This window comes from Lysobacter antibioticus HS124 (assembly GCF_000336385.2).
GTDB lineage: Bacteria > Pseudomonadota > Gammaproteobacteria > Xanthomonadales > Xanthomonadaceae > Lysobacter > Lysobacter firmicutimachus.
The window spans coordinates 1-24,687 of sequence record NZ_HG424489.1; the positions used below are offsets into that span (position 1 = coordinate 1).

Annotated in this window: 21 protein-coding genes and 1 pseudogene; 14 read left to right on the top strand and 8 right to left on the bottom strand. The window is 70.9% G+C overall.

Annotated features, from left to right (window positions below; genetic code table 11):
• Together TX83_RS23305 and TX83_RS09585 are read left to right on the top strand one after the other, a co-directional pair.
• Nucleotides 1-305, top strand: a pseudogene (locus tag TX83_RS23305) (hypothetical protein); the annotation flags it as partial.
• Between the two features lie 164 nt (nucleotides 306-469).
• Nucleotides 470-1,675: a PDZ domain-containing protein gene (locus tag TX83_RS09585; RefSeq protein ID WP_064747718.1), complete on the top strand. Its 1,206-nt coding sequence runs from the start codon at nucleotides 470-472 to the stop codon at nucleotides 1,673-1,675.
• A gap of 106 nt (nucleotides 1,676-1,781) precedes the next feature.
• On the opposite strand, the gene TX83_RS09590 is transcribed toward TX83_RS09585, so the two are convergent.
• The 5 genes from TX83_RS09590 to TX83_RS09610 form a co-directional block, all read right to left on the bottom strand.
• Nucleotides 1,782-2,675, bottom strand: coding sequence for a DUF6607 family protein (locus tag TX83_RS09590; protein WP_186442571.1), 894 nt, complete (start codon nucleotides 2,673-2,675; stop codon nucleotides 1,782-1,784).
• A 113-nt stretch (nucleotides 2,676-2,788) separates the two neighbouring features.
• A complete protein-coding gene (locus tag TX83_RS09595; protein ID WP_064747720.1) occupies nucleotides 2,789-3,364 on the bottom strand; it encodes a hypothetical protein in 576 nt (191 codons plus the stop codon).
• Between the two features lie 3 nt (nucleotides 3,365-3,367).
• Nucleotides 3,368-5,665, bottom strand: a complete 2,298-nt coding sequence (locus TX83_RS09600) for a TonB-dependent hemoglobin/transferrin/lactoferrin family receptor (protein ID WP_428992554.1) — start codon at nucleotides 5,663-5,665, stop codon at nucleotides 3,368-3,370.
• Between the two features lie 380 nt (nucleotides 5,666-6,045).
• On the bottom strand, nucleotides 6,046-6,297 hold the full coding sequence (gene hemP, locus TX83_RS09605) for a hemin uptake protein HemP (RefSeq protein WP_064747721.1): 252 nt from the start codon (nucleotides 6,295-6,297) through the stop codon (nucleotides 6,046-6,048).
• A 153-nt stretch (nucleotides 6,298-6,450) separates the two neighbouring features.
• Nucleotides 6,451-7,422 (bottom strand): aldo/keto reductase, encoded by a 972-nt coding sequence (locus tag TX83_RS09610; protein WP_064747785.1) that lies wholly within the window; start codon nucleotides 7,420-7,422, stop codon nucleotides 6,451-6,453.
• 68 nt (nucleotides 7,423-7,490) lie between these two features.
• Here TX83_RS09610 and TX83_RS09615 point away from each other — a divergent pair, with 68 nt between their 5' ends.
• The 11 genes from TX83_RS09615 to TX83_RS09665 all read left to right on the top strand — a co-directional run bounded on the left by TX83_RS09615 (nucleotide 7,491) and on the right by TX83_RS09665 (nucleotide 20,007).
• Nucleotides 7,491-8,447 carry a hypothetical protein gene (locus tag TX83_RS09615; protein ID WP_064747722.1) on the top strand — a complete coding sequence of 319 codons (957 nt, stop codon included), beginning with the start codon at nucleotides 7,491-7,493 and terminating at the stop codon, nucleotides 8,445-8,447.
• Nucleotides 8,448-9,137: 690 nt separating this feature from the next.
• Nucleotides 9,138-9,728, top strand: coding sequence for a TMEM165/GDT1 family protein (locus TX83_RS09620; RefSeq protein ID WP_064747723.1), 591 nt, complete (start codon nucleotides 9,138-9,140; stop codon nucleotides 9,726-9,728).
• A gap of 67 nt (nucleotides 9,729-9,795) precedes the next feature.
• Nucleotides 9,796-10,932, top strand: a complete 1,137-nt coding sequence (locus tag TX83_RS09625) for a GGDEF domain-containing protein (RefSeq protein ID WP_064747724.1) — start codon at nucleotides 9,796-9,798, stop codon at nucleotides 10,930-10,932.
• Nucleotides 10,933-11,177: 245 nt separating this feature from the next.
• The gene (locus TX83_RS09630) at nucleotides 11,178-12,476 is read left to right on the top strand and encodes a NupC/NupG family nucleoside CNT transporter (protein WP_064747725.1); all 1,299 of its coding nucleotides are present in this window, start codon (nucleotides 11,178-11,180) and stop codon (nucleotides 12,474-12,476) included.
• A 4-nt stretch (nucleotides 12,477-12,480) separates the two neighbouring features.
• Entirely contained in the window at nucleotides 12,481-13,458 is a 978-nt protein-coding gene (locus tag TX83_RS09635; RefSeq protein ID WP_064747726.1) for a ribokinase, read from the top strand.
• 366 nt (nucleotides 13,459-13,824) lie between these two features.
• Entirely contained in the window at nucleotides 13,825-15,945 is a 2,121-nt protein-coding gene (locus TX83_RS09640) for a TonB-dependent receptor (RefSeq protein ID WP_064747727.1), read from the top strand.
• Nucleotides 15,946-15,970: 25 nt separating this feature from the next.
• A complete protein-coding gene (locus TX83_RS09645) occupies nucleotides 15,971-17,077 on the top strand; it encodes a PepSY-associated TM helix domain-containing protein (RefSeq protein ID WP_064747728.1) in 1,107 nt (368 codons plus the stop codon).
• 245 nt (nucleotides 17,078-17,322) lie between these two features.
• The gene (locus TX83_RS09650; protein ID WP_064747729.1) at nucleotides 17,323-17,505 is read left to right on the top strand and encodes a hypothetical protein; all 183 of its coding nucleotides are present in this window, start codon (nucleotides 17,323-17,325) and stop codon (nucleotides 17,503-17,505) included.
• A gap of 165 nt (nucleotides 17,506-17,670) precedes the next feature.
• Nucleotides 17,671-18,006: a YegP family protein gene (locus TX83_RS09655; RefSeq protein WP_064747730.1), complete on the top strand. Its 336-nt coding sequence runs from the start codon at nucleotides 17,671-17,673 to the stop codon at nucleotides 18,004-18,006.
• A 161-nt stretch (nucleotides 18,007-18,167) separates the two neighbouring features.
• Nucleotides 18,168-19,166: a tRNA dihydrouridine synthase DusB gene (gene dusB / locus TX83_RS09660; protein ID WP_064747731.1), complete on the top strand. Its 999-nt coding sequence runs from the start codon at nucleotides 18,168-18,170 to the stop codon at nucleotides 19,164-19,166.
• 7 nt (nucleotides 19,167-19,173) lie between these two features.
• On the top strand, nucleotides 19,174-20,007 hold the full coding sequence (locus tag TX83_RS09665; RefSeq protein ID WP_064747732.1) for a class I SAM-dependent methyltransferase: 834 nt from the start codon (nucleotides 19,174-19,176) through the stop codon (nucleotides 20,005-20,007).
• Nucleotides 20,008-20,020: 13 nt separating this feature from the next.
• On the opposite strand, the gene TX83_RS09670 is transcribed toward TX83_RS09665, so the two are convergent.
• On the bottom strand, nucleotides 20,021-21,079 hold the full coding sequence (locus TX83_RS09670) for a metal-dependent hydrolase (RefSeq protein ID WP_064747733.1): 1,059 nt from the start codon (nucleotides 21,077-21,079) through the stop codon (nucleotides 20,021-20,023).
• Nucleotides 21,080-21,196: 117 nt separating this feature from the next.
• On the opposite strand from TX83_RS09670, the gene TX83_RS09675 reads away from it, so the two are divergent.
• The gene (locus TX83_RS09675) at nucleotides 21,197-21,910 is read left to right on the top strand and encodes an aspartate/glutamate racemase family protein (protein WP_064747734.1); all 714 of its coding nucleotides are present in this window, start codon (nucleotides 21,197-21,199) and stop codon (nucleotides 21,908-21,910) included.
• 78 nt (nucleotides 21,911-21,988) lie between these two features.
• Here TX83_RS09675 and TX83_RS09680 read toward each other — a convergent pair whose 3' ends face one another.
• Together TX83_RS09680 and TX83_RS09685 are read right to left on the bottom strand one after the other, a co-directional pair.
• Nucleotides 21,989-22,816, bottom strand: coding sequence for a UDP-2,3-diacylglucosamine diphosphatase (locus TX83_RS09680; protein WP_064747735.1), 828 nt, complete (start codon nucleotides 22,814-22,816; stop codon nucleotides 21,989-21,991).
• Nucleotides 22,813-24,579 carry a GNAT family N-acyltransferase gene (locus TX83_RS09685; RefSeq protein WP_064747736.1) on the bottom strand — a complete coding sequence of 589 codons (1,767 nt, stop codon included), beginning with the start codon at nucleotides 24,577-24,579 and terminating at the stop codon, nucleotides 22,813-22,815. Before TX83_RS09685 ends, TX83_RS09680 begins: the two co-directional genes overlap by 4 nt.
• Between the last annotated feature and the right edge of the window lie 108 nt (nucleotides 24,580-24,687).

Genomic DNA, 24,687 nt, shown 5'->3' on the forward strand with positions numbered 1-24,687 from the left:
ATCCCCCCCCCGCCGCACTGGCGCGCCTGCAAGGCGAATCGGCGCAACTCGAATCCCTGGTCGCCCTCGCCCGCGACGATCGCGTCGGCAGCGGCGCGGCGACGGTGATGAGCGCCGAACTCGACCGCGGCATCGCCGCGATCGACGAGGCCCTGTCCGGCACCGGCCTGGCCGAAGCCGAACGCGTGGCGCTGTGGCAACGACGCGTCGATGCCTTGCGCGCCCTGGCCGGCGTCGAGGGCTCGCAGCGCTGGTACGCCGCTCGCGGCGAACGCTACGAAGACGCGTTGGTCCGGGTCGATTGAGCCCGCCCCGCATGCGCCGCCGGACCGCTCCAGATCGCCCGCTGCCGACCGCCCGCTCCAGACCTTCCATTCCAGATCTTCCGCTCCAGATCGATCGCTCCTCCTTCGACCGCCGTCCGCCCATCCAGCCCCACCGACCATCCAGCATCACCGCGGAGACCGCCATGCAACGCCCGATCCTGATCCCCCTGTTGCTCGCCGCCGCCGTCGCCGGCGCGTTGGCCAGCGTCGCCGCGGCCAGCTCCGCGGCCGAGCCGGCCGCCGCACCGCAAACGCAGCGCAAGACCATCGTCATTGCCCACCCGGACGGCCACCCGGCGCCGATCGCGCAACGGATCAAGCGGCCGTTGCTGGGGGTGATCATCGACGCCGACGACGCGGCCGGCGTGCGCGTGCTCGCGGTCACCCCCGACGGCGCAGCGGCCAAGGCCGGCCTGCGCAGCGGCGATCGCCTGCTGGCGATCGACGGCAGCGCGATCGACGGCGCCGACGAGGACGCGCGCCTGGCCAAGGCCCGCACCCTGCTCGGCAAGCTGCAGACCGAGCGCCCCGCCCAGCTGCGCTATCACCGCGACGGCCGCGACGCCACGCTCGCGGTCGTCCCGCAACTCGGCAACCGGATGGTGGTGCTCGACCGCATCGACGGCGCCGAACCCGGCCTGCGCCGGGAAGTGCGCATCCACCGCATCGGCGACGGCGAGGCCTTCGAATTCGACGGCGCCGACTTCGATTTCGACGCCGCGATCGCACCGGCCGTCGCCGCCGCGGTCGCGCCGCAGGTGCGCAGCGAAGTGATCCGGGTGAGCCGCAAAGACCTGTGCAAGGGCGGCGACTGCAAGTGGCCGGCGATCAGCGAGGCGCTGCGCTGGAACGGCCTCAACCTCGCCTCGGTCGACGCCAAGCTCGGCCGCTACTTCGGCGCTCAGCACGGCGTGCTGGTGCTCAGCACCGGGCCGGAACTGGCCGGCCTGGAAGCCGGCGACGTGATCCAGAGCATCGACGGCCGTCGGGTCGACACCCCGCGGCAGGCGATGGAAGCGCTGCGCGGCAAAGCCGAAGGCAGCCAGGTCGCGGTCGACTATCTGCGCGACCGCCGCAACGCCCAGGCCAAGCTCAAGGTACCGAAGGCGATCAGCTGGACGCCGCCGCGTCCGCCCGCACCGCCCTCGCCGCCCGCACCGCCGTCCGCTCCGGACCTGCCGCCTCCGCCGGCACCGCCCGCGCCGCCATCCGCGTCCGACCTGCCGACGCCGCCCACACCGCCCACACCGCCGCCGAAGCGCAGCGCTCTGGCACGGCCGCCGGCCGTGGCCTTCGCGCCACCGGCGCCGCCGACCTGGACCGGCAACGCGCAGGTCGCGGTGTATTGAAGCGCGCCGTTCGCGGCGCGCATACGATCGAGGCCCGAGCTCGCGCTCCGGCCTCGTGCATTGCGCCGTTCCCCGTTCGGCCGGCGCCGCGAACGCGTCCCTCGCCTCACTCGACTGGCGCGCGCTCGACCCATTTGGCGAACACCGCATCGATCCGGCCCTCGTCGACTGGCTTGCCCTGCTCGCGCTGTCCGGCCTGTTCGAACAGGGGAACGATCATCGCCATGCCGTCGACCTGGGTCTTCAGGCGCACGCCCGGCGCCTGGCCGAGGTAGCGTTCCCAACGCTCGCGCACCTGCGCCCAATAGCCCTTGGTCGCATCCCAGTATGCATAGGCCGGCTTGAAGTCGACTTCGCCGGTCTTCTGGTAATCGTTGAAGCCGAACTCGCGGGCCAGCTCCTGCTGGCTGCCGTCGGGCTTGCGCAGCACCTTGGTGTTGAACTGCTCGTGGGTCCAGCCGTTCGGCGTCAGGGTATGGCGGTTGACCGCGACGATGGCGTTGTAGTCGCTGCGCTTGGTGTATTCGCGCCGCGGCAATGGCCGCCAGCTCGGGTCGCCGGTCCAGGTCGCGGTGCCGTTGGCGTAGTCCCAGCGGCCGGTGCCGCAGTAGCGCGGCGCATCGCTGACTTCGTACACGCACTGGGTCCAGGCGCCGCGATTGAGCTCGACCGGAATCGCACGCACCTGCCACGTCTGGTCGGCGCTGAATTCGAAGCGCTGCGGGGCCTGGAACGTCCAGTCCTGGCGCCAGTGCTTGGTCACGTGTCCGCTCTTCTCGTCGACCAGGATGTGCTGCAGCACGATCTTGCCGGGGCGGTCCTCGACCACGATTACCGTCTCGTTGCCGCCGCTGCGCATCGCCGGCGCGCGCTCGTAGCCGGGCTTGAGCAGCACGGTTTCGTCGAAAGCGAAATCGACGATGTATTCGCCCTGCATCGCCAGGATCGAGGCGCGGTCGCGTTCGGGCGCGGTGGCGGCGACGGCGGCGAACGGGGTCATCAGGCAGATCGCCAGCAGGCTGGCGCGGTGGGACGGTCGGGTCATGGCGAAAACTCGTGGTTCGTCGGAAGAAGCGGAGGGGATCGGGAAGGAAGCAACGGCGATCGCGCGGTTCAGGCCGATGCCGCGGCCGGATCGCGCGCGGCGCGGCGCGAAGCCAGGCAACAACAAGCGTCCGCCTGCGCACGCAGGCGCGCGCCTTCGGCCGCGGCGATGCGCTGCGCGTGCGCCAGGCCCAACGCCGACGGCTCGGCGCGGTCGGCCAGCAGGATGCAGTGGCCGGCATCGTCGGCCAGCACCTGCAGGCGCAGGATCTGTGCCTGCCAACGACCGCGCAGCCGGCGCAACCAGCGCCGGCGCAGGCGCGCCCAGGCGCCGCTGCGGGCTTCGCCGCCGCGGCAGGCGGGCAAGGCCGCGATGGCGTCGTCCCAGGCCAGGAAATCGCTGTCGGGCAACAGGTACAGGCACCAGCAGGCGCGCCCGCCGTCGTCGCGGAACAGCAGGGCCTCGCAGCGGTCCTCGCCGTCGCGGCGCAGCAGGCGCTCGGCGCGCCGGGCATGCAGCCAGCCGTCGAGCGCGTCGCGATGCCGTGGCGGATACGCGCACAACACCGTCGCGACCGCGGCCAGGCGTTCCGGCGCCGGCAAGGCAGCGGAATCGGCGCCGGCCGAACGCAACGGCGCGCGCATGGCTTACCAGCTCACCGAGAGGCTGGCGCCGACATTGCGGCCGGGCGCGGTGTAGCGGTCGAGGACGGCGCTGGACGCGCTCAGGCCCGGCAGGTCGCCGGCCTCCCAGTACGTCTTGTCGGTCAGGTTGAACACGCCGACGTTGAAGCGCGCCCCCGGCGCGAAGTCCCAGCGCGCGAGCAGGTCGAGCGCGCCGTAGCCCGGCGCGGCGAAGCGGCCCGGCACCGGCAGATCGGTCTTGCGGCGGGCGAAACGCCCGGCCAGCTCGACGCCCCAGGCCTCGCGGTCATAGGCGACGCCCAGGCTCGCGGTCAGCGGCGCGATCGACTCCAGCGGCCGGTCCGCGGTCTTGTCCTCGCCCTTGCTGTACGCCGCCGCGCCGCGCAGCGACCAGCCGGCCAGCGCCTCGGACCAGGCGCCGAAGTCGATGCCGCCGCGCAGCTCGACGCCGCGGATCCGCGCCTTGGCCACGTTCTGCGATTGGAACACGATCAACGGCGTCTGCGGCGGCGCGCTGACCTGGCGGTTGGACTCGATGAAGTCCTGGTAGTCGTTGTAGTACGCCGACAGTTGGGCGTAGCCGACCGTATTGCTGAAGCGCAGGCCGACCTCGTAGCCGTCGCTGGTCTCCGGCTTGAGGTCCGGGTTCGGGATCGCGGTGTAGCCGAACTGCAGATTGGTGAAGCCCAGGTTGACGTCGCTGTAGGGCGGCGCGCGGAAGCCGCGCTGATAGCCGCCGTACAACGACCAATCCGCGGCGAAGTGCCAGACCGCGCCGAGCTTGGGCGAGACGCTGGTCTTGCTGAGGTCGCTGACTTGCACCCCAGGGTTGTCGCCGTTCCAGATCGCGTCCTTCTGCGGCCGCAGCTCGTAGCGGTCCACCCGCACCGCCGGGACCAGCCGGAACGCGCCGTCGGCGAAGCGGATTTCGTCTTGTACGAACACGCCGGCGTTGCGGGTCTTGCTGACCGGGAAATCGCGCACCGGAAACACATCGGGCAGGATCGCGTTGCTGACCGCGCCGGTGGTCAGATTGACCGCACGGCCGTCGCGCTTCTGGCGGAACTCGGTGGCTTCGTATTCGAAGCCGTAGGTCAGGGTATGCTCGACCGCGCCGGTGGCGAAGTCCTTGTGCGCGGTGGCTTCGGCGCCGTAGACGCGCTGGTCGAAGTCGAATTCGCGCAGGCGCAGCGTCGGGCTCACTTCGCGGCCGCCGACCACGCTGACCCGGTGTTCGCGGGTGCGTTGGTTGGTTTCGCTGTCCTGGCGGTAGACCTGCCAACGCAGCGAGTCGGTCAGCACACTGTCGAGCGCATCGATCTCGTGCGCGAACGCGAGCCGTACCCGAGTCTGGCGGTCGTCGCCGGTCTGCGAGAGCACCCGCACCGCCGGCGCGCCCGGCATCGACAAGGCGGTGCCGCGCGCGCTGTAGACGTCGGTATCGGTCTGGTCCTCGCTGCCTTCCACGGTCAGGCGGAAACGCTGGTCGTCGCTGGGCGCGTAGACCAGCTTGGTCAGCAGGCTGCGACCGTCGTTGCTCTGCGGGTTGGGCCGGGTGCGGCGCGCGTCCAGCGAGGCGCGCTCGCCCTGGTTGTGGGTTTCCTCGCCCTGATGGTGGTTGAGCACCACCAAACCGGACCAGCGCTCGCCGCCGAACGCCGCGGTGGCGCCGCCGAACAGGCTTTCGTTCTTGCCCTGGTAACCGAGCTTGAGGCCGAAATAGCTGCCGGCGCCGTCCTGCAGATAGTCCTGCGGGTCTTTGGTCACGAACGCGACCACGCCGCCGAGCGCATCGGAACCGTGCAGGGCGCTGCTCGGGCCGCGCACGATCTCGACGTCCTTGACCGTGTCGAGGTCGACGAAGTTGCGCCCGGCGCTGGAAAAACTGCCGATCGAGAAACCGTCGGAGACCGAGATGCCGTCGACCAGCACCCGCACCCGGTTGCCGCCGAGGCCGCGGATGCGGATGTCGCCGAGACCGAAGCGCTCGCGATTGGCGCCGACGTCGATCCCGGGCTCGTAGCGAAACAGGTCCTTGAGGTCGCGCACCAGTTCGCGGTCCATGCGCTCGCGGTCGATCGCGCCGACCGTCGCCGGCACGTCCTGCACGGCGCGTTCGGTGCGGGTCGCGCTGACCACCACGCGCTGCAGTTCGTTGACGTCGCCGGACGCATCGGGCGCGTCGGCGGCGTGGGCCAGCACCGGCAAGGCCAGGCTCAGGGCCAGGGCGAGCGCGCAGCGGGCGGGACGGGAGCGGGCGTGGGAGTTTACGCAGACGAACGGGGTATGGACGCGGGACATGCTTCGGCTCGGACGATGGAGAGGGAGGGCCGAGGCGAGCTGGCATCCGCTGGGATCGGGCTGGCAGCCTTGGAGAGAGAAGGTGCTGGCGGGTCGGCGAAGCCGACGCAGCGCACCGCACCCGGGTCGGGTGCGGTGCGGGTGGCGCGGGCGATGGCGTTGCGCACCGACGACGCGGTCGCGCTGCGCCGTGCACGGCGCAAAGGACCGACGTGGGGAGAGAGCGTCGTCGGTGCGGACCGACCGAACCGGAAAAGCGGGACTCCGCCGCTCCGGGCTGGGGCGGTGCGCGCCGATCACGGGGTTGTTTGGAGCGAACCGGCCTGGGCGGAAACGGATGTCGCCTTCTCGCGCTTGGCCGGGCCGCGCCGAACGCCGGTTTACTTGGTCAGGATCAGCTTGTCGTTGCGGGTGTGGCGCAGGCGGTAGACCTCGCCGCCGTGGCGGATCAACACTTCGCGCGCGCCGCGCAGCAACGCGGTGCTTTCCACCAGAACGCCCTGGGCCGCGGCGACGACGGCCGAGGTCACGGACGCAGGAGCGACGGCGGCAACGGCCGGGGCCGGCGCGACGACGGACACGGAACGATCAGTACGGGGCTTCAGCTGCAGCACCGGGTTGCGCAGAGACATGGCGGTGACTCGCTCGGGGGGTGGGCTCGGATAAAAATGATAATGATTCTCATTTGAGCGTCAACACCCCGCGCCTCCGATCTGCGACTGAGGTCAAACCAGGCAAAGCCATCGCCTTACCGCGCCGACGCCCAGTCCCGTTCATGTATCCGCTCAGGCCACCGCGTTCTCGATCCGCAGCCAGTCCGCCTCGCCGATCCGCGCGGCCAGGTCCAGCGCCTGCAGGTTCTGCCGCAACTGGTCGCTGCGGCTGGCGCCGAGGATCACGCTGGATACATGCGGATTGCGCAGGCACCAGGCGATCGCCAGCGGCGCCGGCGGCTCGCCGAGCTCGCGCGCGATCGCCACGAAGGCCTCGACCCGCGCCAGCCGGCGCTGCTCCGAGCCGCCGACCACCAGCCGCTGCAGCCAGGCGGTATCGGCCAGGCCGAGCCGGCCCTGGCTGGAAAAACCTTCGCGGTACTTGCCGGTCAGCAGGCCCGAGGCCAGCGGCGACCAGGTGGTGGCGCCCAGGCCGAGTTCGGCGTACAGCGGCGCGTACTCCAACTCGACCCGTTCGCGGTGCAGCAGGTTGTATTGCGGTTGCTCCATGGTCGGCGGATGCAGGTGATGGGCGCGGGCGACCTTGTGCGCCTCGCGGATCGACGCCGCCGGCCACTCCGACGTGCCCCAGTACAGCACCTTGCCTTGCCGGATCAGGCCGTCCATCGCCCATACCGTTTCCTCGATCGGCACGTCCGGATCGGGGCGATGGCAGTAATACAGGTCCAGATGCTCGACCTGCAGCCGGCGCAGGGCATCGTGGCAGGCCTCGACCACGTGCTTGCGCGACAGGCCTCTCTGGGTCGGACGCGGATCGTCGACTGCGCCGAACATGACCTTGCTCGACACGCAGTAGCCGTCGCGCGGCAGGCGCAGTTGCGCCAGGGCCTGGCCCATGACCCGTTCGGCCTCGCCGTTGGCGTAGCCCTCGGCGTTGTCGAAGAAATTGATCCCGTGGTCCCAGGCAGTGGCGATCAGCTCGCGCGCGGCCTCGGCGCCGATTTGCCCGCCGAAGGTGACCCAGGCGCCGAACGACAGCGCCGACAATTGCAGCCCGGACGAACCCAGTCGACGATATTGCATGGCGGCGCTCCGCGGATCGGCGATTGCGGGCATGCTACGCCCACGGACGTAAAGGCGAAGGACAGCGCGTGGCGAAATCGAGTACCCGACTGCTGCCGGCGACGCTGATCGCGATCGCGGTCGCCTTGCTGGGCTGGCAACTGTGGCGCGCAAGGGCGCCGGAACCGTCGCGCCCGCCCGACCCCGCCCCTGCGGCGGACAAGGCGCCTGCCGCCGACGAGATTCCGGACACGGCGGACGCGCCCGCGCAGACCGAGCGCAAGATCGAACCCAGCCGCGGCCCGGCCTACCGCAACCCGCAGTTGGCCGACCTCAAGCAACGCGCCGACAGCGGCGACAGCCGCGCGGCCTGCGAACTCGGCGTCGACCTGCTGCGCTGCGTCGACCTGACCCCGGCCGAACAGGTGCTGGCCAACGCCGAGGCCAATTCGCGCACCCAGATGCCGGCCGAGCAACGCGCCTACCACGAGCGTACTGTCGGCCGTGCGCGGCAGTTGCTGGCCGAATGCCGCAACGCGCCCGAAGACGCCTGGCACCAGGGCAATCATTATCTGCGCCAAGCGGCGCTGGCCGGCGAACCCGAGGCGATGTACCGCTACGCGCGCGGCGATTCGGTGCTGGCCGATTACTCGCGCATGGCCACGCCGGAATTCGACCGTTGGCGCGCCGAGGCCGGCAACATGCTGCAGCTCTCGTTCGAGGCCGGCTATCTGCCTTCGGTGTTCGACCTGATGGTCGCCTACAGCGACAACTCCTCGCCGATCGCCGGGCTGATCCCGAACGACCCGACCAAGGCGCGGGCGATGCGGTTGCTGGTCGGCCGCCTGGCCGGCAAGAACGCCGATCCGCCCGAACCCCGCTACGCCGCGCTGGAACCGGCCGCCGCGGCACTGGCGGCGCAATGGCAGCGCGACTACTTCCCCGCCGTCAAACCGCCGCTGCAACGGCTGCCGCGGATCATGCCCGGCGGCTTCGCGACCCTGTTCGCAGAAGACAACGCCGGCCCGCCGTGTTCGCAGCCCTGAGCGCCGCGATCGCACAGGGGCAGGAGAACGACCCAGGTCGCGACCGCGAACGTCGGCTACGGCATCGCTAGTTGGCGGTCGCGGCGCCTCCGGTCCGGCTCACGCCGCTCCTACCAGAACCGCCCCGTGTAGGAGCGGCGCAAGTCGCGACCGCGCCACCGCAACGACAACGTCGGCCGCGGGGTCCGTCGCGTCCCCGGGTCGCGGCCTACGCAGCGCTTGCGGAAGAAAGCGTCGCGGTCGAAGCCATCGCTGCGCCGCGGGTAACCTGCGTGGCGGCCGTGTTGGCGCGGTCGCGACTTGCGTCGCTTCTAACCCCGCGCTGACCCGCTTCTGGCCCGCGCCTCGCGCGCTTCCACGCGGCGGCGTGCGGCGCGCGGCTTGTCCCGACCCGCCGGTTGCGAAACATTCTCATTCGCTGCGCTGCGCCGCGGCTGGCGTACAATCGCCACACTTTCCTCCTCCGGGGAGTAGCCCACCCGCCGACGCGAGTCCGCGGGGGCATGCGTCAACACACTTGGCCGGCCGGCCATGGCGCATGAGCGGCAGCCAGCAGGTCCGCGATCCGGCATTCCGGTGCGGCCGCCAGCCACCACGGGCAAGACCGAAGGCAGGCGTTGCGCGTAACCCGGGTTGGGCCGCGCGGCGTCCGCCTTCGCGTCCACGCGAATGCCCGACCCCGGAGTTTCCATGGATCTGTCCTTCCTGCCGGTTTCGGTCGCCACCACCGCGGTTTCGACCGGCACCGTCGCGCTCGCCGAAATCGGCGACAAGACTCAGTTGCTGGCCCTGCTGCTCGCCGCTCGTTTCCGCAAGCCCGGGCCGATCATCGCCGGGATCCTGGTCGCGACCCTGCTCAATCACGCCCTCGCCGCCTGGTTCGGCACTCTGGTCGCGCAATGGCTGCGCCCGGAAGTGCTGCGCTGGGTCGTCGCCGCCAGCTTCCTCGCGGTCGCACTGTGGACCCTCAAGCCCGACCAGCTCGACGACGAGGAACCGCGTTTTTCCGCCCGCGGCGCCTTCCTCGCCACCACCATCGCGTTCTTTTTCGCCGAAATCGGCGACAAGACCCAGGTCGCGACTGTGTTGCTGGCGACCCGCTACGAGCCGCTGTGGGGCGTGATCGCCGGCACCACCGTGGGCATGCTGCTGGCCAACGTGCCGGTGGCCCTGCTCGGCAGCCGCTTCGCCGACCGCCTGCCGCTGAAGACCGCGCGCCTGCTGGCTGCGGCGGTGTTCGCCGCACTCGCGATCTGGGTCGCTTTGCGCGGAATCGGCTGATTCCAGGCCCCGGCGGTGGCCGCTCGCGCTATGCTCGCGGCGACCGCAAACGGGGAGTCGGGTAAGGATGCACGGCATCGGCGGGAGGCTGCGCAGCGTGGTGCTGGCGCTACTGGTGCGGCCCGACGAAATCATGCTGGAGATCGGCGCCGGCGGCGAACTGCTGGTGGCGCGGCTGCGCGCGCTGCTGGCGGCGATGCTGCTGTTGCTGCCGCTGTTCAACGCGATCGGCGGCGGCAGCGTCAAGGAGACCCTGATCGGCCTGGGCGGCGCGATCTTCGTCAACGTGTTCTCGCAGCTGTGGCTGGCCCTGGCCCGGCGCCAGCGCCGCTATCGCTGGCTGCCCTTCGTCACGGCCGCGTTCGACGTCACCACCACCACCCTGGTGTTGATCGCGCTGGCGATGCAGCACCTGCCGGCCGGGCTCAACAGCCTGATCGTGTGGTGCGGTTATCTGTTCGCGATCCTGCTGACCGCGCTGCGCAGCGACGGCCGGGTGGCGCTGTTCGCCGGCCTGCTGGCGCTGGCCGAGTACGGCCTGCTGATCGTGGGCGTGTTCGCCGCCGCGACCTCGCCGGAAGACCTGCTGTCCAGCGATTACGGCGCGGTCACCGTCGGCAGCCAGACCCAGCGCCTGGTGCTGCTGGCGATGATGACCGTGGCGACCTCGATGGTCGTGTACCGGATGCAACGCCTGATCGAGATGTCCGGCACCGACGGCCTGACCCGGCTGCCGAACCGGACCTGGCTGACCCACCGCATCCCGCGCCTGTTCGACACCGTGCGCCGCGACGGCGGCAGCCTGACCCTGGCGCTGATCGACCTGGACCACTTCAAGCGCATCAACGACGAATTCGGCCACCGTCTCGGCGACCGTAGCCTGCGCCATCTGGTGGCGGTGCTGCGCGAGCAGGCCGAGCCCAGCGAATGGCTGGTCCGGCTCAGCGGCGGCGAGTTCCTGCTGGTCATGCGCAAGCCGCTGGGCACCGCCTTCGAGGAGGTCGATGCGATCCGCCGCACCGTCGCCGAGCGCCCGTTCGAGCCCGGCCGCGGCAGCGAACCGCTGTGGCTGAGCTTCAGCGCCGGCCTGGTGACCTTCCCGCAGGAGGGCGGCGACCTGTCGCGCCTGCTGCGCCGTGCCGACCAGCGCCTGCAGCGGGCCAAGCAGTCCGGGCGCAACCGGGTCGTGGCGCGGGATATCTGAACGAAATCGCCTCGATCGGGGAGGTCGCCGTCGCCGCGGCCGCGCGGCCTGGCTCCGCCGCATCCCGGCGCGGCCGCGCCGTGAGCCCATCGTGCGCGGATCCGGCGCCGATCCGGCCCGGATCGGGGCCCCATCCGGCGCTTCCGGCGCCTCAGCGGCTTGCCGCTGGCGCGGCCAGCCACTAGGCTGCGCCGACTATTAGAACGCTGACAAGCCGCCGGGGCTCCGGCGCCGGGGAGAGTGGAGTGGATTCGATCGTACGCGTGGGCTTCGGCCTGTTCGGTTTGGCGGTGCTGGTGGGCATCGCCTGGCTGTTTTCGGTCAACCGTCGTTCGGTGGACTGGAAGCTGGTGGCCACCGGCATCACTCTGCAGGTCGCCTTCGCGGCCGTGGTGCTGCTGGTGCCGGGCGGCAAGGACGTATTCGACGCGATCGGCAAGGGCTTCGTGCACGTGCTCGAGTTCGTCGGCGCCGGCTCGAAGTTCATCTTCGGCGACTTGATGGACGTCAGCAAATTCGGCTTCATCTTCGCCTTCCAGGTGCTGCCGACGATCATCTTCTTCGCCGCCCTGATGGGCGTGCTGTACCACCTGGGGGTGATGCAGGCGGTGGTGCGCGGCATGGCCTGGGCGATCACCAAGGTCATGCGCGTGTCCGGCGCGGAGACCACCAGCGTCTGCGCCAGCGTGTTCATCGGCCAGACCGAGGCGCCGCTGACCGTGCGCCCCTACATCCCCAAGATGACCGAGTCGGAGCTGATCACGATGATGATCGGCGGCATGGCCCACATCGCCGGCGGCGTGCTCGCCGCCTACGTCGGCATGCTCGGCGCCGGCGACGCCGATGCCCAGGCCTTCTACGCCAAGCACCTGCTCGCCGCCTCGATCATGGCCGCGCCGGCGACCCTGGTGATCGCCAAGATCCTGGTGCCGGAAACCGGCGAACCGCTGACCCGCGGCACGGTCAAGATGGAAGTCGAGAAGCACACCGCCAACGTCATCGACGCGGCCGCCGCCGGCGCCGGCGACGGCCTGCGCCTGGCGCTGAACATCGGCGCGATGCTGCTGGCCTTCATCGCCCTGATCGCCCTGGTCAACGCACCGCTGACCTGGCTCGGCGAGCAGACCGGCCTGGCCGCGGCGATCGGCAAGCCGACCGACCTGTCGACCCTGCTCGGCTTCGTGCTGGCGCCGATCGCCTGGGTGATCGGCACCCCGTGGGCCGACGCCAACGTGGTCGGCGGCCTGATCGGCGAGAAGGTCGTGCTCAACGAATTCGTCGCCTATACCCACCTGGCCGACATCGTCAACGGCAAGGTCGCCGGCGTCGCGCTCAGCGACGAAGGCCGCCTGATCGCCACCTATGCGCTGTGCGGCTTCGCCAACTTCAGCTCGATCGCGATCCAGATCGGCGGCATCGGCGGGCTGGCCCCGGAGCGCCGCCAGGATCTGGCCCGGTTCGGCCTGCGCGCGGTGCTCGGCGGCTCGATCGCGACCTTCATGACCGCGACCATCGCCGGCGTGCTGACCCACTTCTCGGCCTAAGCGCATGCGTCAGGAAACCAGCGGCCGCGTCGTCGTGGTCGGCTCGTTCAACGTCGACCACGTCTGGTCGCTGCCGGCGCTGCCGCGCCCGGGCGAGACCCTGGCCGGCACCTACCACACCGGTCCCGGCGGCAAGGGCTTCAACCAGGCCATCGCGGCGGTGCGCGCAGGCGCGCCGACCCGCTTCGTCTGCGCCCTGGGCGAGGACGCCGGCGGCCAGTTGGCGCGCGCGCTCGCCGCCGGCGACGGCCTGGAGCTGCACGATCTGCGCAGCGATCGGCCGACCGGCACCGCCGGCATCTACGTCGACGCCGACGGCCGCAACAGCATCGTCATCGGCGCCGGCGCCAACGCCGAGCTGTCGCCGGCCTGGGTCGAAGCTCAGGCCGACGCGCTCGACGCCGCGCGGGTGGTGTTGAGCCAGTTGGAAACCCCGGTCGAATCGGCTTGCGCCGCATTCGCGCACGGCCGCCGCGCCGGCGCCGTGACCCTGCTCAATCCGGCCCCGGCCGACGCGGTCGCCAGCGACGCGCTGTGGGCCTTGGCCGACGTGATCACTCCGAACGAAACCGAGTTCTGCGCCCAACTGCGCCGGCGCACCGGCGTCGAACTCGATCCCGATGCCCTGGCCGGACTCGACGACGCGGTCCTGCACGGCCATTGCCGCGCCCTGCTGGCCCACGGCAGCGTGGTGGTGACCCTGGGCAAGGCCGGCTGTTTCGTCTCGCACGCCGACGGCGCCCTGCGCGGCGACGCCCAGGCGTATTACCGCTGCCCCGCCGCCGCCGTACACGCCGTCGATACCACCGGCGCCGGCGACGCCTTCAACGGCGCCCTCGCCGCCGCCCTGGCGCGCGATCCGGCGGCGCCGTTCGAGCGCCACATCGCCTACGCCAGCCGCTACGCCGGTTTGTCCACCGAGCGCCCCGGCGCGGCCGCGGCGATGCCGCGCGACGCCGAGGTCCGGGCGCGGTTCGGCTGAGCCGCGGCGCCGGCGGACCGCCGTTCGCAGCGCAGGTTCTGTCGCAGTCGGATTGTCGCGGCCCGCGCCGGAGGTTTCGCCGCAGCGGCGTTGTCGCGGTCGCGGCTTGCGCGGCTCCTACAAAGGGGCTCCGGCGCCACGCCCCCTGTAGGAGCGGCGCGCGCCGCGACCGCGGGGCACGCCCGCGACGCAGGCTTCGTCTCCGAACCCGCCCCGGCCGCGTACCGATGTCGCTAAACATCTGAAAAAATTAGATTTCTGTCCTTCGAGGACGCACATCCGCGGCGTTGTCCTCAGTCGAACTTTTATTTGAGAATGGTTCGCATTAACATGCGGACCCTGTCGCAGTTCTCTGGCCCCCTCCGCATGCCCCGCCTCCCGCTCCTCGCCAGCGCCGTGCTGGCCGCTCTCGCCGCGCCCCTTGCCCATGCCGACGCGGCCAAAGACCTCGACCGGGTGACCGTCTCGGCCAGCACCAGCCGCGTGCCGAACTCGGAAGCGGCGCTGGCCAACACCATCACGGTGATCGACCAGGAACAGCTGCGGCAGCAATTGGCGGTGACCCAGGACGTGTCGCAGGTGCTGGCCAACCTGATCCCCTCGTTCTCGCCCTCGCGGCAGAAGCTGACCAACGGCGGCGAAACCCTGCGCGGGCGCAAGCCGCTGTACCTGGTCGACGGCGTGCCGCAGTCCACGCCGCTGCGCGAAGGCGGCCGCGACGGCCACACCATCGACCCGGCGATGATCGAGCGCATCGAGGTCATCCACGGCGCCAACGCGCTGCAGGGCCTGGGCGCGTCCGGCGGCATCATCAACATCATCACCAAGCGCGCGCCGCGCCAGGACGGCGAGCGCTTCCAGGAGCTCAGCCTCGGCGCCAGCACCGCGCTGCCGAACCGCAGCGACAGCGTCGGCTACCGCGGCTCCTACCTGTTCGGCGTCCGCAGTGGCGCGGTCGACTTCGTCGGCGGCGTCAGCTACGCCAGCGAAGGCCTGTACTACGACGGCAACGGCGACGCGATCGCGGTCAACGACATCCAGGGCGACCTGATGGACGCGCGCAGCTACAACCTGTTCGCCAAGACCGGTTGGGACATCGACGCCGACAAGCGCCTGCAGCTGACCGCCAACCGCTACCAGCTGCGCGGCAACAACGACTACATCACCGTCAACGGCGACATCCGCACCGGCAAGCTGGCGACCTCGGCGCCGGGCAGCCGCGAGGGCCGCGGCGCGCAGAACCGCTCGACTTCGCTGACCCTGGACTACAGCGACAAGTCGCTGGCCGGCGGCTACTTCAATGCCCAGTTGTTCTGGGTCGACTTCAAGGGCCTGTACGGCGCCACCGACTGGGAAGACTTCTGGCGCGACGGCCGCGACCGGCACTGGTGGGACCAGTCGCAGAACGTGTCGGAAAAGCTCGGCGCCAAGTTCGGCTGGTCGCGCGACAACCTGTTCGGCCTGCACCTGCGCGCCACCCTGGGCCTGGACTGGAACCGCGACAAGACCTATCAGGAATTGGTGGTCGCCAAGCTCAAGTGGGTGCCGGAAACGCAGTACGAGTCCTGGTCGCCGTTCGTCCAGGCCGAATGGTGGGTGGCCGACAAGCTGATGCTGACCGCCGGCGTGCGCCACGAGCGCGGCAAGCTGCGGGTGGACGACTTCACCACCATCCCGGCCAACGCCGGCGGCAGCCGCTTCGTCCGCGGCGGCTCGCCCAAGACACGCGAGACCCTGCCCAACTTCGGCGCGGTGTTCGAAGCCAGCGACGCGCTGAAGTTCTACGCCTCCTACTCCGAGGGCTATACCGTCGCCGACATCGGCCGGGTGCTGCGCGGCATCACCGCGCCGAACCAGCGCGTCGACCACCTGGTCGATCTGTCGCCGGTGGTCTCGGACAACCGCGAAGTCGGCGTCGATTTCGACAACGGCCGCTGGCTGGCGCACCTGGCCGCGTACGGGTCCGACTCCGACCTCGGCTCGCGCCTGGCCTTCGACCGCAACACCCAAAGCTACAACGTGGTCCGCGAGCGCACCGAGATCCGCGGCATAGAGGGCAACGTCGCCTTCCAGTTCTCCGACGCCGGCCGGGTCGGCCTGGGCTACGCCCGCGCCAAGGGCCGCTACGACAGCGACGGCGACGACCGCGTCGACAGCGACCTGCCGGGCATCAACATCAGCCCCGACCGCCTGACCGCGTTCTGGGACCATACCTGGAACGACCGCGTCTCGACCCGCCTGCAGGGCAGCCGCGCCTTCGATCGCGATTTCGATTCCAAGGGCGTGCGCGTGGCCAGCACCGACGGCGTCGCTACCGTCGATCTGCAGGCGCGGGTGCAGCTGCCGGTCGGCCAGCTCAATCTCGGCGTGGAAAACCTGTTCGACGAGCAGTACGTGACCTACTACTCGCAGAGCACGCCGCGCAACGACACCTACGTCGCCGGGCGCGGACGGGTGTTCAACGTCAACTGGTCGTATCGTTTCTGAACCGACCGTCGCCGCCGCGCCCAGCATGAGTCCCCGCCAGGCCCCCGCCCCCTTCCGCCAACGCCTGCGCGGTGCGCTGAAGTGGCTGCACCTGTGGCTGGGGCTCAGCGCGGGCGCGGTGTTCGCCGCGGTCGCGCTGTCCGGCACCGTGCTCGCGTTCCAGCGCGAGCTGATGCTGTGGGCCTATCCGCAACTGGCCGGACATGCCCTGCCGTCGCCGGCGCAACGTGCGCAAGCGCTGGACCGCATCGTCTGCCACTGGCGGGCGCAGGGCATGAGTTCGCTCGATCTGCCCAGCGCGCAGTTGCCGGTATGGCAGGCGTACTTCCCCCACAACGAGCGGCGCTATTTCGATCCGGCCAGCGGCGAGCTGCTGCTGACCCGCAACACCGGCAACGACCTGCTGCTGTGGCTGCGCGATCTGCATACCCATCTGCTGGCCGGCAAGAACGGCGAGCAAGTGCTCGGCGTCGCCGGCCTGACCGCCCTGTTTCTGCTGCTCAGCGGCCTGTATCTGTGGTGGCCGCGCTGGTCGGCCTGGCGCGCAAGCCTGCGCTGGTACCGCGGTCCGCCGACCCGACGCTGGTTCAGCTGGCACCGCGGCCTGGGCCTGTGGCTGCTGCCGCTCACCTTGCTGGCCGCGCTGACCGGCACCGCCATGGTCTACGACGAGATCGCCCGCAATGCGCTGCGCGCGGCCTTCGCCGAGGGCAAACCGGCCAAGCCGCCGACGCTGGCGGCGAGCGAAGCTCCGATCGACTGGGCCGGCGTGCTGCGCGCCGCCGATGCCGCGGTGGCACCGGGCGGGGCGATGGCCGGCGCTCGATTGCGCCGCATCGGTCTGCCGAAAGCCGGCAGCGGCCTGGTCTCGATCCGCGCCCGCGCGCCGGGCGAATGGCATCCGGTCGGGCGCTCGCAGGTGTGGGTCGATCCGTATCGCGGTGCCGTGCTCGGCACCCTCGATGCGACCCGCCAGGGCCGCGGCTCACGTCTCTACGAGGCGATCTATCCGTTGCACGGCGGTTTCGTCGGCGGCCGCGCCTGGCAGACCCTCAGCGCGATCGTCGGCCTGGCGCCGCCGTTCCTGCTGATCACCGGCTTCCTGTTCTGGCGCCGCCGCCGCGGCCGCTGAGCGCTATTGCAGGAGCGGCGTGCCGCGGGGATTTCCCCTGGTCACGAGCCGCGACGACCGCAGCGATGTGCGCCAGCGACGCACCTCACAGGCTGTGGCGCCGCACGCATGCATGCAGCGCGTGGTGTGTTTCGCTGCGGGACGCAATGTGGAATCGCATCGCTCCGGTCGTCGCGGCTCGCGCCGCCCCTACCGGAAGCAGGGCACTGACAACGCGCCGCCTCAAGGTGCCGGCCTACGCTCGGATGGACTTGTCGCGGCACTACGAGCTCGGCCGCCTGTACCCGACCCTGTGCGGGCTGAGCCTGCGCCTGAACGCCGGCAACCTGCTCGGCAAGGGCTCCCTGTCCTGCTGCGCCAGCGGCCGGCTGTACCGCTGCTACGGCGAGCAGGGCAGCCTCAGCGCGACCCTGCGCTACGAGTTCTGAACCCTGTGTCCGGCGGAACGCCGTCCCTCGCGGCGGTCCGCCGTCCGCGCCGGCTTCGCGCCGGGCCGGCCGGATCGCGTTCACATCTTCGTTCTACGCTCGTATAGCAGGATGTCGAACCGCTCATTCCAGGGCGGCGTCCACGATAACGAGGGAAGGACACACATGGCCGGCAAGTACGTCATCAGCAAGCGCAGCAACGGCGAATTCCAGTTCGTGCTCAAGGCCGGCAACGGCCAGACTATCCTCGCCAGCGAGGGTTACGGCGACAAGAGCGGTTGCCGCAACGGCATCGCCTCGGTGCAAAGCAACAGCCCGAACGACGAGCGCTACACGCGCAAGACCTCGAGCAACGCCAAGCCCTATTTCGTGCTGACCGCGGCCAACCACCAGGTCATCGGCACCAGCGAGCTGTACTCCAGCGAGACCGCGCGCGACGACGGCATCGCTTCGGTCAAACAGAACGGCCCGACCACCACGGTCGAAGACACCACCGCCTGATCGCGGCCGGGGCCGTCGCCCCGCCGCTTGCCGACGGCGCCGCCCCCGCGGCGCCGTCGCCGTATCCGGTCTGCGAACCCGGCCGCGCGCCGCGCCGGGCGCCCGTCGCGGAACGTCCCGCCGTCGCGGCCCCGTCCGGCCCGAGCCGATACAATGCGCGGATGCAGATCGGTCGACATTCCATCGCCCCGCGCGTGATCCTGGCCCCCATGGCCGGGGTCACCGACAAACCTTTTCGGGTGCTGTGCAAGCGCCTGGGAGCCGGTCTGTGCGTGTCGGAGATGACCACCAGCGACCCGCGCTTCTGGACCACGGCCAAGTCGCGCCACCGCATGGACCATGCCGGCGAGCCCGATCCGATCAGCGTGCAGATCGCCGGCACGGTGCCGCAGGTGATGGCCGAGGCGGCGCGCTACAACGTCGACCACGGCGCCCAGATCGTCGACATCAACATGGGCTGCCCGGCCAAGAAGGTCTGCAACGCCTGGGCCGGTTCGGCGCTGATGCGCGACGAGGCGCTGGTCGCGCGCATCCTCGAAGCGGTGGTGAACGCGGTCGAGGTGCCGGTCACCCTGAAGATCCGCACCGGCTGGGACCACGACCAACGCAACGCCCCGAGCATCGCCCGCATCGCCCAGGAATCCGGCATCGCCGCACTGACCGTGCACGGCCGCACCCGCGATCAGCAATACACCGGCCAGGCCGAGTACGACACCATCGCCGCGATCAAGGCCGCGTTGAGCATCCCGGTGATCGCCAACGGCGACATCGATTCGCCGCGCAAGGCCGCGGCGGTGCTGGCCCATACCGGCTGCGACGCGGTCATGATCGGGCGCGCGGCGCAAGGACGGCCGTGGATCTTCCGCGAGATCGCCCACTACCTGGAGTGCGGCGAAGAGCTGGCCCCGCCCGCGCTGAGCGAGGTGCGCGATTGGCTGCTCGGCCACCTCGAACATTTGCACGCCTTCTACGGCGAAGTCTCCGGCGTGCGCATCGCGCGCAAGCACCTGGGCTGGTACGCCAAGGACCGCCCCGAGAACGCCGCCTTCCGCAGCGTGGTCAACCGCGCCGACAGCGCCGAGCTGCAGTTGCGCCTGACCCGCGATTACTTCGATGCGCTGGTCGCCGGAGTCAGCCCGGCGCTGGCCTCCGCCGCCTGAGGTCCCCATGAGCGAATCCGCCGCGACCACCGATTTTCCCTACCTGCACGGATTCTCGCCGACCGAGCAGGCGCGCCTGGTGAAACAGGCGCGGCTGGCCGAATCGACGATCTTCCACAACATCGACTACGGCAGCGCCCGCCGGCTGCTGGAAGTCGGCAGCGGCGTCGGCGCGCAGACCGAGATCCTGCTGCGTCGCTTCCCCGACCTGCACGTCAGTTGCGTCGACCTCAACGCAGCGCAGCTCGACGCCGCCCGCGACAACCTGGGCCGGATGCCGTGGATGCAGGGCCGCTACTCGCTGCAGCGCGCGGACGCCACCGACCTGCCGTTCGAGCCGCGCAGCTTCGACGCGGCCTTCCTGTGCTGGGTGTTGGAGCATGTGCCCTCGCCGGCGCGGGTGCTGAACGAAGTGCGCCGGGTGCTGTCGCCGGGCTCGCCGGTATACATCACCGAGGTGATGAACTCGTCCTTCCTGCTCGACCCCTATTCGCCCTATGTCTGGCGGTACTGGATGGCGTTCAACGATTTCCAGTACGAAAGCGGCGGCGATCCCTTCGTCGGCGCCAAGCTCGGCAATCTGCTGCTGGCCGGCGGGTTCCGCGACGTCAACACCGAGATCAAGACCTTCTACTTCGACAACCGCGAACCCGCGCGGCGCAAGACCATGATCGCGTTCTGGGAAGAGCTGCTGCTGTCGGCGGCCGACCAGCTGCTAGGCGCCGGCTGCGTCACCCAGGACGTGGTCGACGGCATGCGCCGGGAAATGCATCAGGTGCAGAACGACCCGAACGCCGTGTTCTTCTATTCCTTCGTGCAAGCGCGCGCGACCGTCTACTGAGACGCCGCGGCGTTCAACTTGCGCCGGCGGCCGTCGCCGGCCGCGCCTGCGCCTGAGTCCCGGCCGGCCCGGGTTCGCGCCAGATCCGGGTCCACATCGCCGGCAGTTTGCGCGCCGCGTCCCAGGGCCATTTCAGCTGCTGCGGCGGGACTTCGCGCCAGCCCTCGCCGTCGCGCTGCGCGACTACGAAGCGGAAGCTGTAATCGGGCTCGGCGCCCATGCGCAGATCGGTCAGCACCACCTGGCCGTCGCGTTGCTCGGCCTTCATGAAACCGTGGTTGAACCAGCGCAGCCGGCGCACCGCCGGGTAGTCGGCGACGGCCGCGAACGCCGCCGTGTCGGAAGGATAGAAGCGGAACCGCATCGGCCCGCGATCGGCCGCCAGCGAGCGCTCGCCCTCGACGAAACCGTCCGGTGTCATCGCCACCACCCGCCACAGCAGGATGTTGAACGGCATCGGCACCGAAAAGCGCGGCGCATCACGCAGGCCGAGCTCGGCCAGCGCCGGTTCGGCGGCGCGTTCGACCCGGTGCTTGGCCCACAACGAGCCGCCCAGGTACAGCGTGCTCACGGCCAGGCCCAGCAGCAAGGCCGGCTGGGCGCTGCGCCGCTCGCGCGCGAACCAGGCCCAGAGGCAGGCGATCGCCAGCCACGCGGTGTACAGCGGATCGATGATGAACACGCTCGACCACATCGCCGGCGGCGGTTGCAGCGGCCACCACAGCTGGGTGCCGTAGACGGTGAACGCATCCAGCACCGGATGGGTCAGCAAGGCCGCCTGCATCGCCCAGAACCAGCGCCGTGGCGCCTGCGCGACGCGGCCGCCGCGGCGGCGGAACAACGCCCAGATCAACCAGCCCAGCCACGGCAGCACCAACAACGAATGACTGAGGCTGCGGTGCCAGGTCATGCGCTCGACCGGGTCGGCGGTGAGCAGGTTGACCGGAATCACGTCGAGATCCGGCAGGGTCGCCAGCGCGGCGCCGGCCAGCAGGGCGGCGCGGCGATGTTGCGGCGGGGCGATGGCGGCGCTGAGGGCGGCGCCGAGCACGATCTGGGTCAGGGAATCCATGCGCGGATGCTAACCGCAGCCGCGACCGGCCCGGGTTTGTTTTTCGTTGCCGCGCGGCCCTGCACGGGCGCGCGCCGGCGACGCATACTCGCAGCCCCGTCCCGACCGACCTCGCGCATGACCGACGCCACGCCCTTGCACATCGGTATCGTCGCCTGCTCCGCCGAAGGCGCCGCGCTGTGTTACCGCACGATCTGCACCGAAGCCGCGCCCCTGCTCGGCGCGCACGCGCACCCGACCGTCTCCCTGCACGGCCTGTCGCTGGCCGACTACGTCGAGTGCCTGGACCGCGGCGATATCGCCGGGGTCGGCGAACTGATGCTGAGTTCGGCCCGGGCCCTGGCCCGCGCCGGCGCGCAATTGCTGATCTGCCCGGACAACACCATCCACCAGGCCATGTCCTACGTGCTGCCGCGCTCGCCGCTGCCGTGGCTGCACATCGCCGAGGTGGTGGCGCAGGAAGCCGCCGCGCGCGGCTATCGCCGCCTCGGCCTGACCGGTACGCAATGGCTGGTCGAAAGCGAGGTCTATCCAGACAAGCTCGGTGCCCTCGGCCTGGAGTACCGCCGCCCCGACGCCGGACAGCGCGCGCGGATCGGCCGGCTGATCATGGACGAGTTGGTCTACGGCCGCTTCGAGCCGGCCACGGTCGCCTATTTCCTCGAGGTCATCGCCGGACTGCAGGCGCAGGGCTGCGACGCGGTGGTGCTGGGCTGCACCGAGATTCCGCTGATCGTCGACGACGCCAATTCGCCGCTGCCGACCCTGGACTCGACCCGGCTGCTGGCGCGGGCCGCGCTGCGGCGCGCGATCGGCGGCGCTCCGGCCTGAGCCCGCCCCACGCCGGCCCTCCCTCTCTCCGTCCTGGAAAGAGGGAGGGCCATCGAACCCGTGCTCCGCAGGGCCGGCTCAGGCCGCGTGCGGCACCGCCTCGGGCAGGCGGCGCGGCGCGCGCGCCGGCAACAGCGCCAGGGTCTCGCCGGTGTGGGCGAGCAGACGCAACGTACCGTCGGGGTCCTCGGCCAGCGCGGTCAGGCTTTCGACCCAGTCGCCGTCGTTGGCGTACACGCAGCCCTCGCGCTCGAACAACGCGGCGCGGTGGATGTGGCCGCAGACGATGCCGTCCAGCCCGCGCCGGCGCGCATCGCTCAGGCCGGCCTGGACGAAGCGGGCGATGTACCGTTCGGCCGCGCCGCTCTGGCGCTTGAGGAAGTCGGCCAGCGACCAGTAGCGCAGGCCGAAGCGGCGCCGCACCCGGTTGGTCAGGCGGTTGCCGGTCAGGATGCGCTCGTACAGCCAGTCGCCGAACTTTTCCTGCATGCCGCCGAACTGGGTCGCGGCGTCGTAGTCGTCGCCGTGCACCACCAGCAGGCGGCGACCGTCGGCGGTGAGGTGGATCGCGCGCCGGCGCACCTGCATGCGCGGCAGCGCCAGGCCGCAGAAACGGCGGATCGAGCGGTCGTGGTTGCCCGGCACGTAGATCAGCTCGGTGCCGGCGCGGGTCAGCGCGTGCAACGCCTCGACCACCCGGTACTGGGCGGCGCCCCAGGCGGCCCGGTGCTGCGACATCCACCACAGGTCGACGATGTCGCCGACCAGGTACAGGCGATCGCAACGCAGACCCTGCAGGAAATCGGCGAGCTCCGCGGCATGGCAGTGCTTCGATCCGAGATGCACATCGGACACGAACACCGCCCGCCGGCGCAGCGGCAATTGCGCGATCGATGCAGGACTCATGGCACGGCCTCGCTGGCGACGGACTCGGCGTCGGAACCGATGGCGGGACCGGCGGCCGTCGGCGCGGCGGCGACTGCGCCGAGATAGCGCTCGCGCTTCTTCGGCCGCAGCCGCAGCAGGTCCACTTCGATCAGGCCGTCGACCGCGTCGCTGAACGCCGGATCGACGCCGAACGCGAGGAAGCGCGCGCCGCCGGGTTCGCACAGGTCGGTGTATTGCTTGTACAGCATCGGCAGGGTCGCGCCGAGCGCATCGAGATTGTTCTTGAGCACGCGGAACGCGGTCGCCGCGTCGACGGCGTCGAACTGCGGCGGCGCGGCGCGGTAGACGAAGGGCTGGCGCGAGACCGCATCGGCTTCGGCGGCGCCGTAGTAGCGGGCGTAGTAGGCGACGATCTGCTCGCGCGCGTCGGCCGGCAGCGCGGCGCTGATCGAGACCGGACCGAACAGGTAGCGCACGCCCGGCTGGCGGATCAGGTACGCGCCGATGCCCTGCCACAGGTAGTCGATGCTGCGGCTGCCCCAGTACTCCGGCACGACGAAGCTGCGCCCCAGCTCCATGCCCTGGGCCAGGCGCGGCACCGCATCGTCGGCGAAGCGGAACAGCGAGGCGGTGTAGAACCCGGCCAGACCGCGTTCGGCCAGCAACCGGCTGCCGCGGCCGATCCGGTAGGCGCCGGCGATGCGCTGCGCCGCCGCGTCCCACAGCACGATGTGTTCGTACCAGCCGTCGTACAGATCCACGTCCAGGCGCTGGCCGGTGCCCTCGCCGACCGCGCGGAAGGTCAGCTCGCGCAGGCGGCCGATCTCGCGCAGCAGCGGCGCGCCGGCATCGAGCCGTCCGACCCGGATCTGCTTGCCGTCCAGGGTGTGGCCCAGCGATTCCATCGCTTCGACCCCCGCCCGGACCAGGGCCGGGTCGACGGCCTCGACCAGCGGCTCGGGGCCGACCGGCGCGGCGCGTTCGCGCGGGGTGCCGATCGCGTGCAGTTCGCGCCGCACCTCGCGCAGCAGCTGCTGCGGGTCGCCGTCGGTCGGCAGTTGCAGCGGCCGGCCGATGCGCAGGGCGATGCGGCGGCTGCGGCGGGCGAACATTTCGCGCGCCAGCAGGGCGGTGCCGGCCGGCTTGAACAGGGCCGAAGCACCGTAGAACAGGGCCGAGTTGCGCGCTTCGATCCGCACCGGCAGCACCGGCGCGCCGGTCTTGCGGGCGAAACTCAGGAAGCCGCGCCGCCAGCGCCCGTCGGCGACGCCGCGCAGGCCCAACCGGGCGACCTCGCCGGCGGGAAACACGATCACGCACTGTTCGGCGCGCAGCGCCGCCTCGATCGCCTGCAGGCTCTCGGCGCTCGGCCGGCCGCCCAGGATCCGCACCGGCAACAGCAGCCCCGACAGCGGCTCCAGCGCCGACAACAGGTCGTTGGCGACGATGCGCACGTCGCGCCGGACCCGTCCGACCGCGTCGAGCAGGGCCAGGGCGTCGAGCGCGCCGGAGGGGTGGTTGGCGACGATCAACAGCCGGCCGCGGGCCGGGACCCGCTCCAGTTCGGCCGGATCGGCCAGGTAGCGGGCCTGGAGGAAATCCAGGGCGCCGCCGACGAAGGCGAAGTCGCGCAGGTGGCCGTTCTCGGCCAGGAAGCGGTCGACCAGGTCGAAGCGCGACCAGCGCCCCAGGGTGCGCAGCAGCGGTCGCGCCAGGCTGGCGCGGCGGCCGCGGAACCATTGCGGGAAGCGCTCTTGCAGTCGGCGTTCGAGAGGCAGCATCGGCGTCGCATCGGCGGCGGTATGCCGCGCAGCCTGCGCCGGCGCGGCGACAGCGCCATGTCGGTTCAGGGACAGAGCGATGACAGCCCGCCGTCCGGCCGGCCCTGG

Bases quoted from the DNA above. Each gene is read 5' to 3' on its own strand.
- TX83_RS09585 (WP_064747718.1), top strand. From the start codon at position 470: ATGCAACGCCCGATCCTGATCCCCCTGTTGCTCGCCGCCGCCGTCGCC.
- TX83_RS09590 (WP_186442571.1), bottom strand. From the start codon at position 2,675: ATGACCCCGTTCGCCGCCGTCGCCGCCACCGCGCCCGAACGCGACCGC.
- TX83_RS09595 (WP_064747720.1), bottom strand. From the start codon at position 3,364: ATGCGCGCGCCGTTGCGTTCGGCCGGCGCCGATTCCGCTGCCTTGCCG.
- TX83_RS09600 (WP_428992554.1), bottom strand. From the start codon at position 5,665: ATGTCCCGCGTCCATACCCCGTTCGTCTGCGTAAACTCCCACGCCCGC.
- hemP (WP_064747721.1), bottom strand. From the start codon at position 6,297: ATGTCTCTGCGCAACCCGGTGCTGCAGCTGAAGCCCCGTACTGATCGT.
- TX83_RS09610 (WP_064747785.1), bottom strand. From the start codon at position 7,422: ATGCAATATCGTCGACTGGGTTCGTCCGGGCTGCAATTGTCGGCGCTG.
- TX83_RS09620 (WP_064747723.1), top strand. From the start codon at position 9,138: ATGGATCTGTCCTTCCTGCCGGTTTCGGTCGCCACCACCGCGGTTTCG.
- TX83_RS09625 (WP_064747724.1), top strand. From the start codon at position 9,796: ATGCACGGCATCGGCGGGAGGCTGCGCAGCGTGGTGCTGGCGCTACTG.
- TX83_RS09635 (WP_064747726.1), top strand. From the start codon at position 12,481: ATGCGTCAGGAAACCAGCGGCCGCGTCGTCGTGGTCGGCTCGTTCAAC.
- TX83_RS09640 (WP_064747727.1), top strand. From the start codon at position 13,825: ATGCCCCGCCTCCCGCTCCTCGCCAGCGCCGTGCTGGCCGCTCTCGCC.
- TX83_RS09645 (WP_064747728.1), top strand. From the start codon at position 15,971: ATGAGTCCCCGCCAGGCCCCCGCCCCCTTCCGCCAACGCCTGCGCGGT.
- TX83_RS09650 (WP_064747729.1), top strand. From the start codon at position 17,323: ATGGACTTGTCGCGGCACTACGAGCTCGGCCGCCTGTACCCGACCCTG.
- TX83_RS09655 (WP_064747730.1), top strand. From the start codon at position 17,671: ATGGCCGGCAAGTACGTCATCAGCAAGCGCAGCAACGGCGAATTCCAG.
- dusB (WP_064747731.1), top strand. From the start codon at position 18,168: ATGCAGATCGGTCGACATTCCATCGCCCCGCGCGTGATCCTGGCCCCC.
- TX83_RS09665 (WP_064747732.1), top strand. From the start codon at position 19,174: ATGAGCGAATCCGCCGCGACCACCGATTTTCCCTACCTGCACGGATTC.
- TX83_RS09670 (WP_064747733.1), bottom strand. From the start codon at position 21,079: ATGGATTCCCTGACCCAGATCGTGCTCGGCGCCGCCCTCAGCGCCGCC.
- TX83_RS09675 (WP_064747734.1), top strand. From the start codon at position 21,197: ATGACCGACGCCACGCCCTTGCACATCGGTATCGTCGCCTGCTCCGCC.
- TX83_RS09680 (WP_064747735.1), bottom strand. From the start codon at position 22,816: ATGAGTCCTGCATCGATCGCGCAATTGCCGCTGCGCCGGCGGGCGGTG.
- TX83_RS09685 (WP_064747736.1), bottom strand. From the start codon at position 24,579: ATGCTGCCTCTCGAACGCCGACTGCAAGAGCGCTTCCCGCAATGGTTC.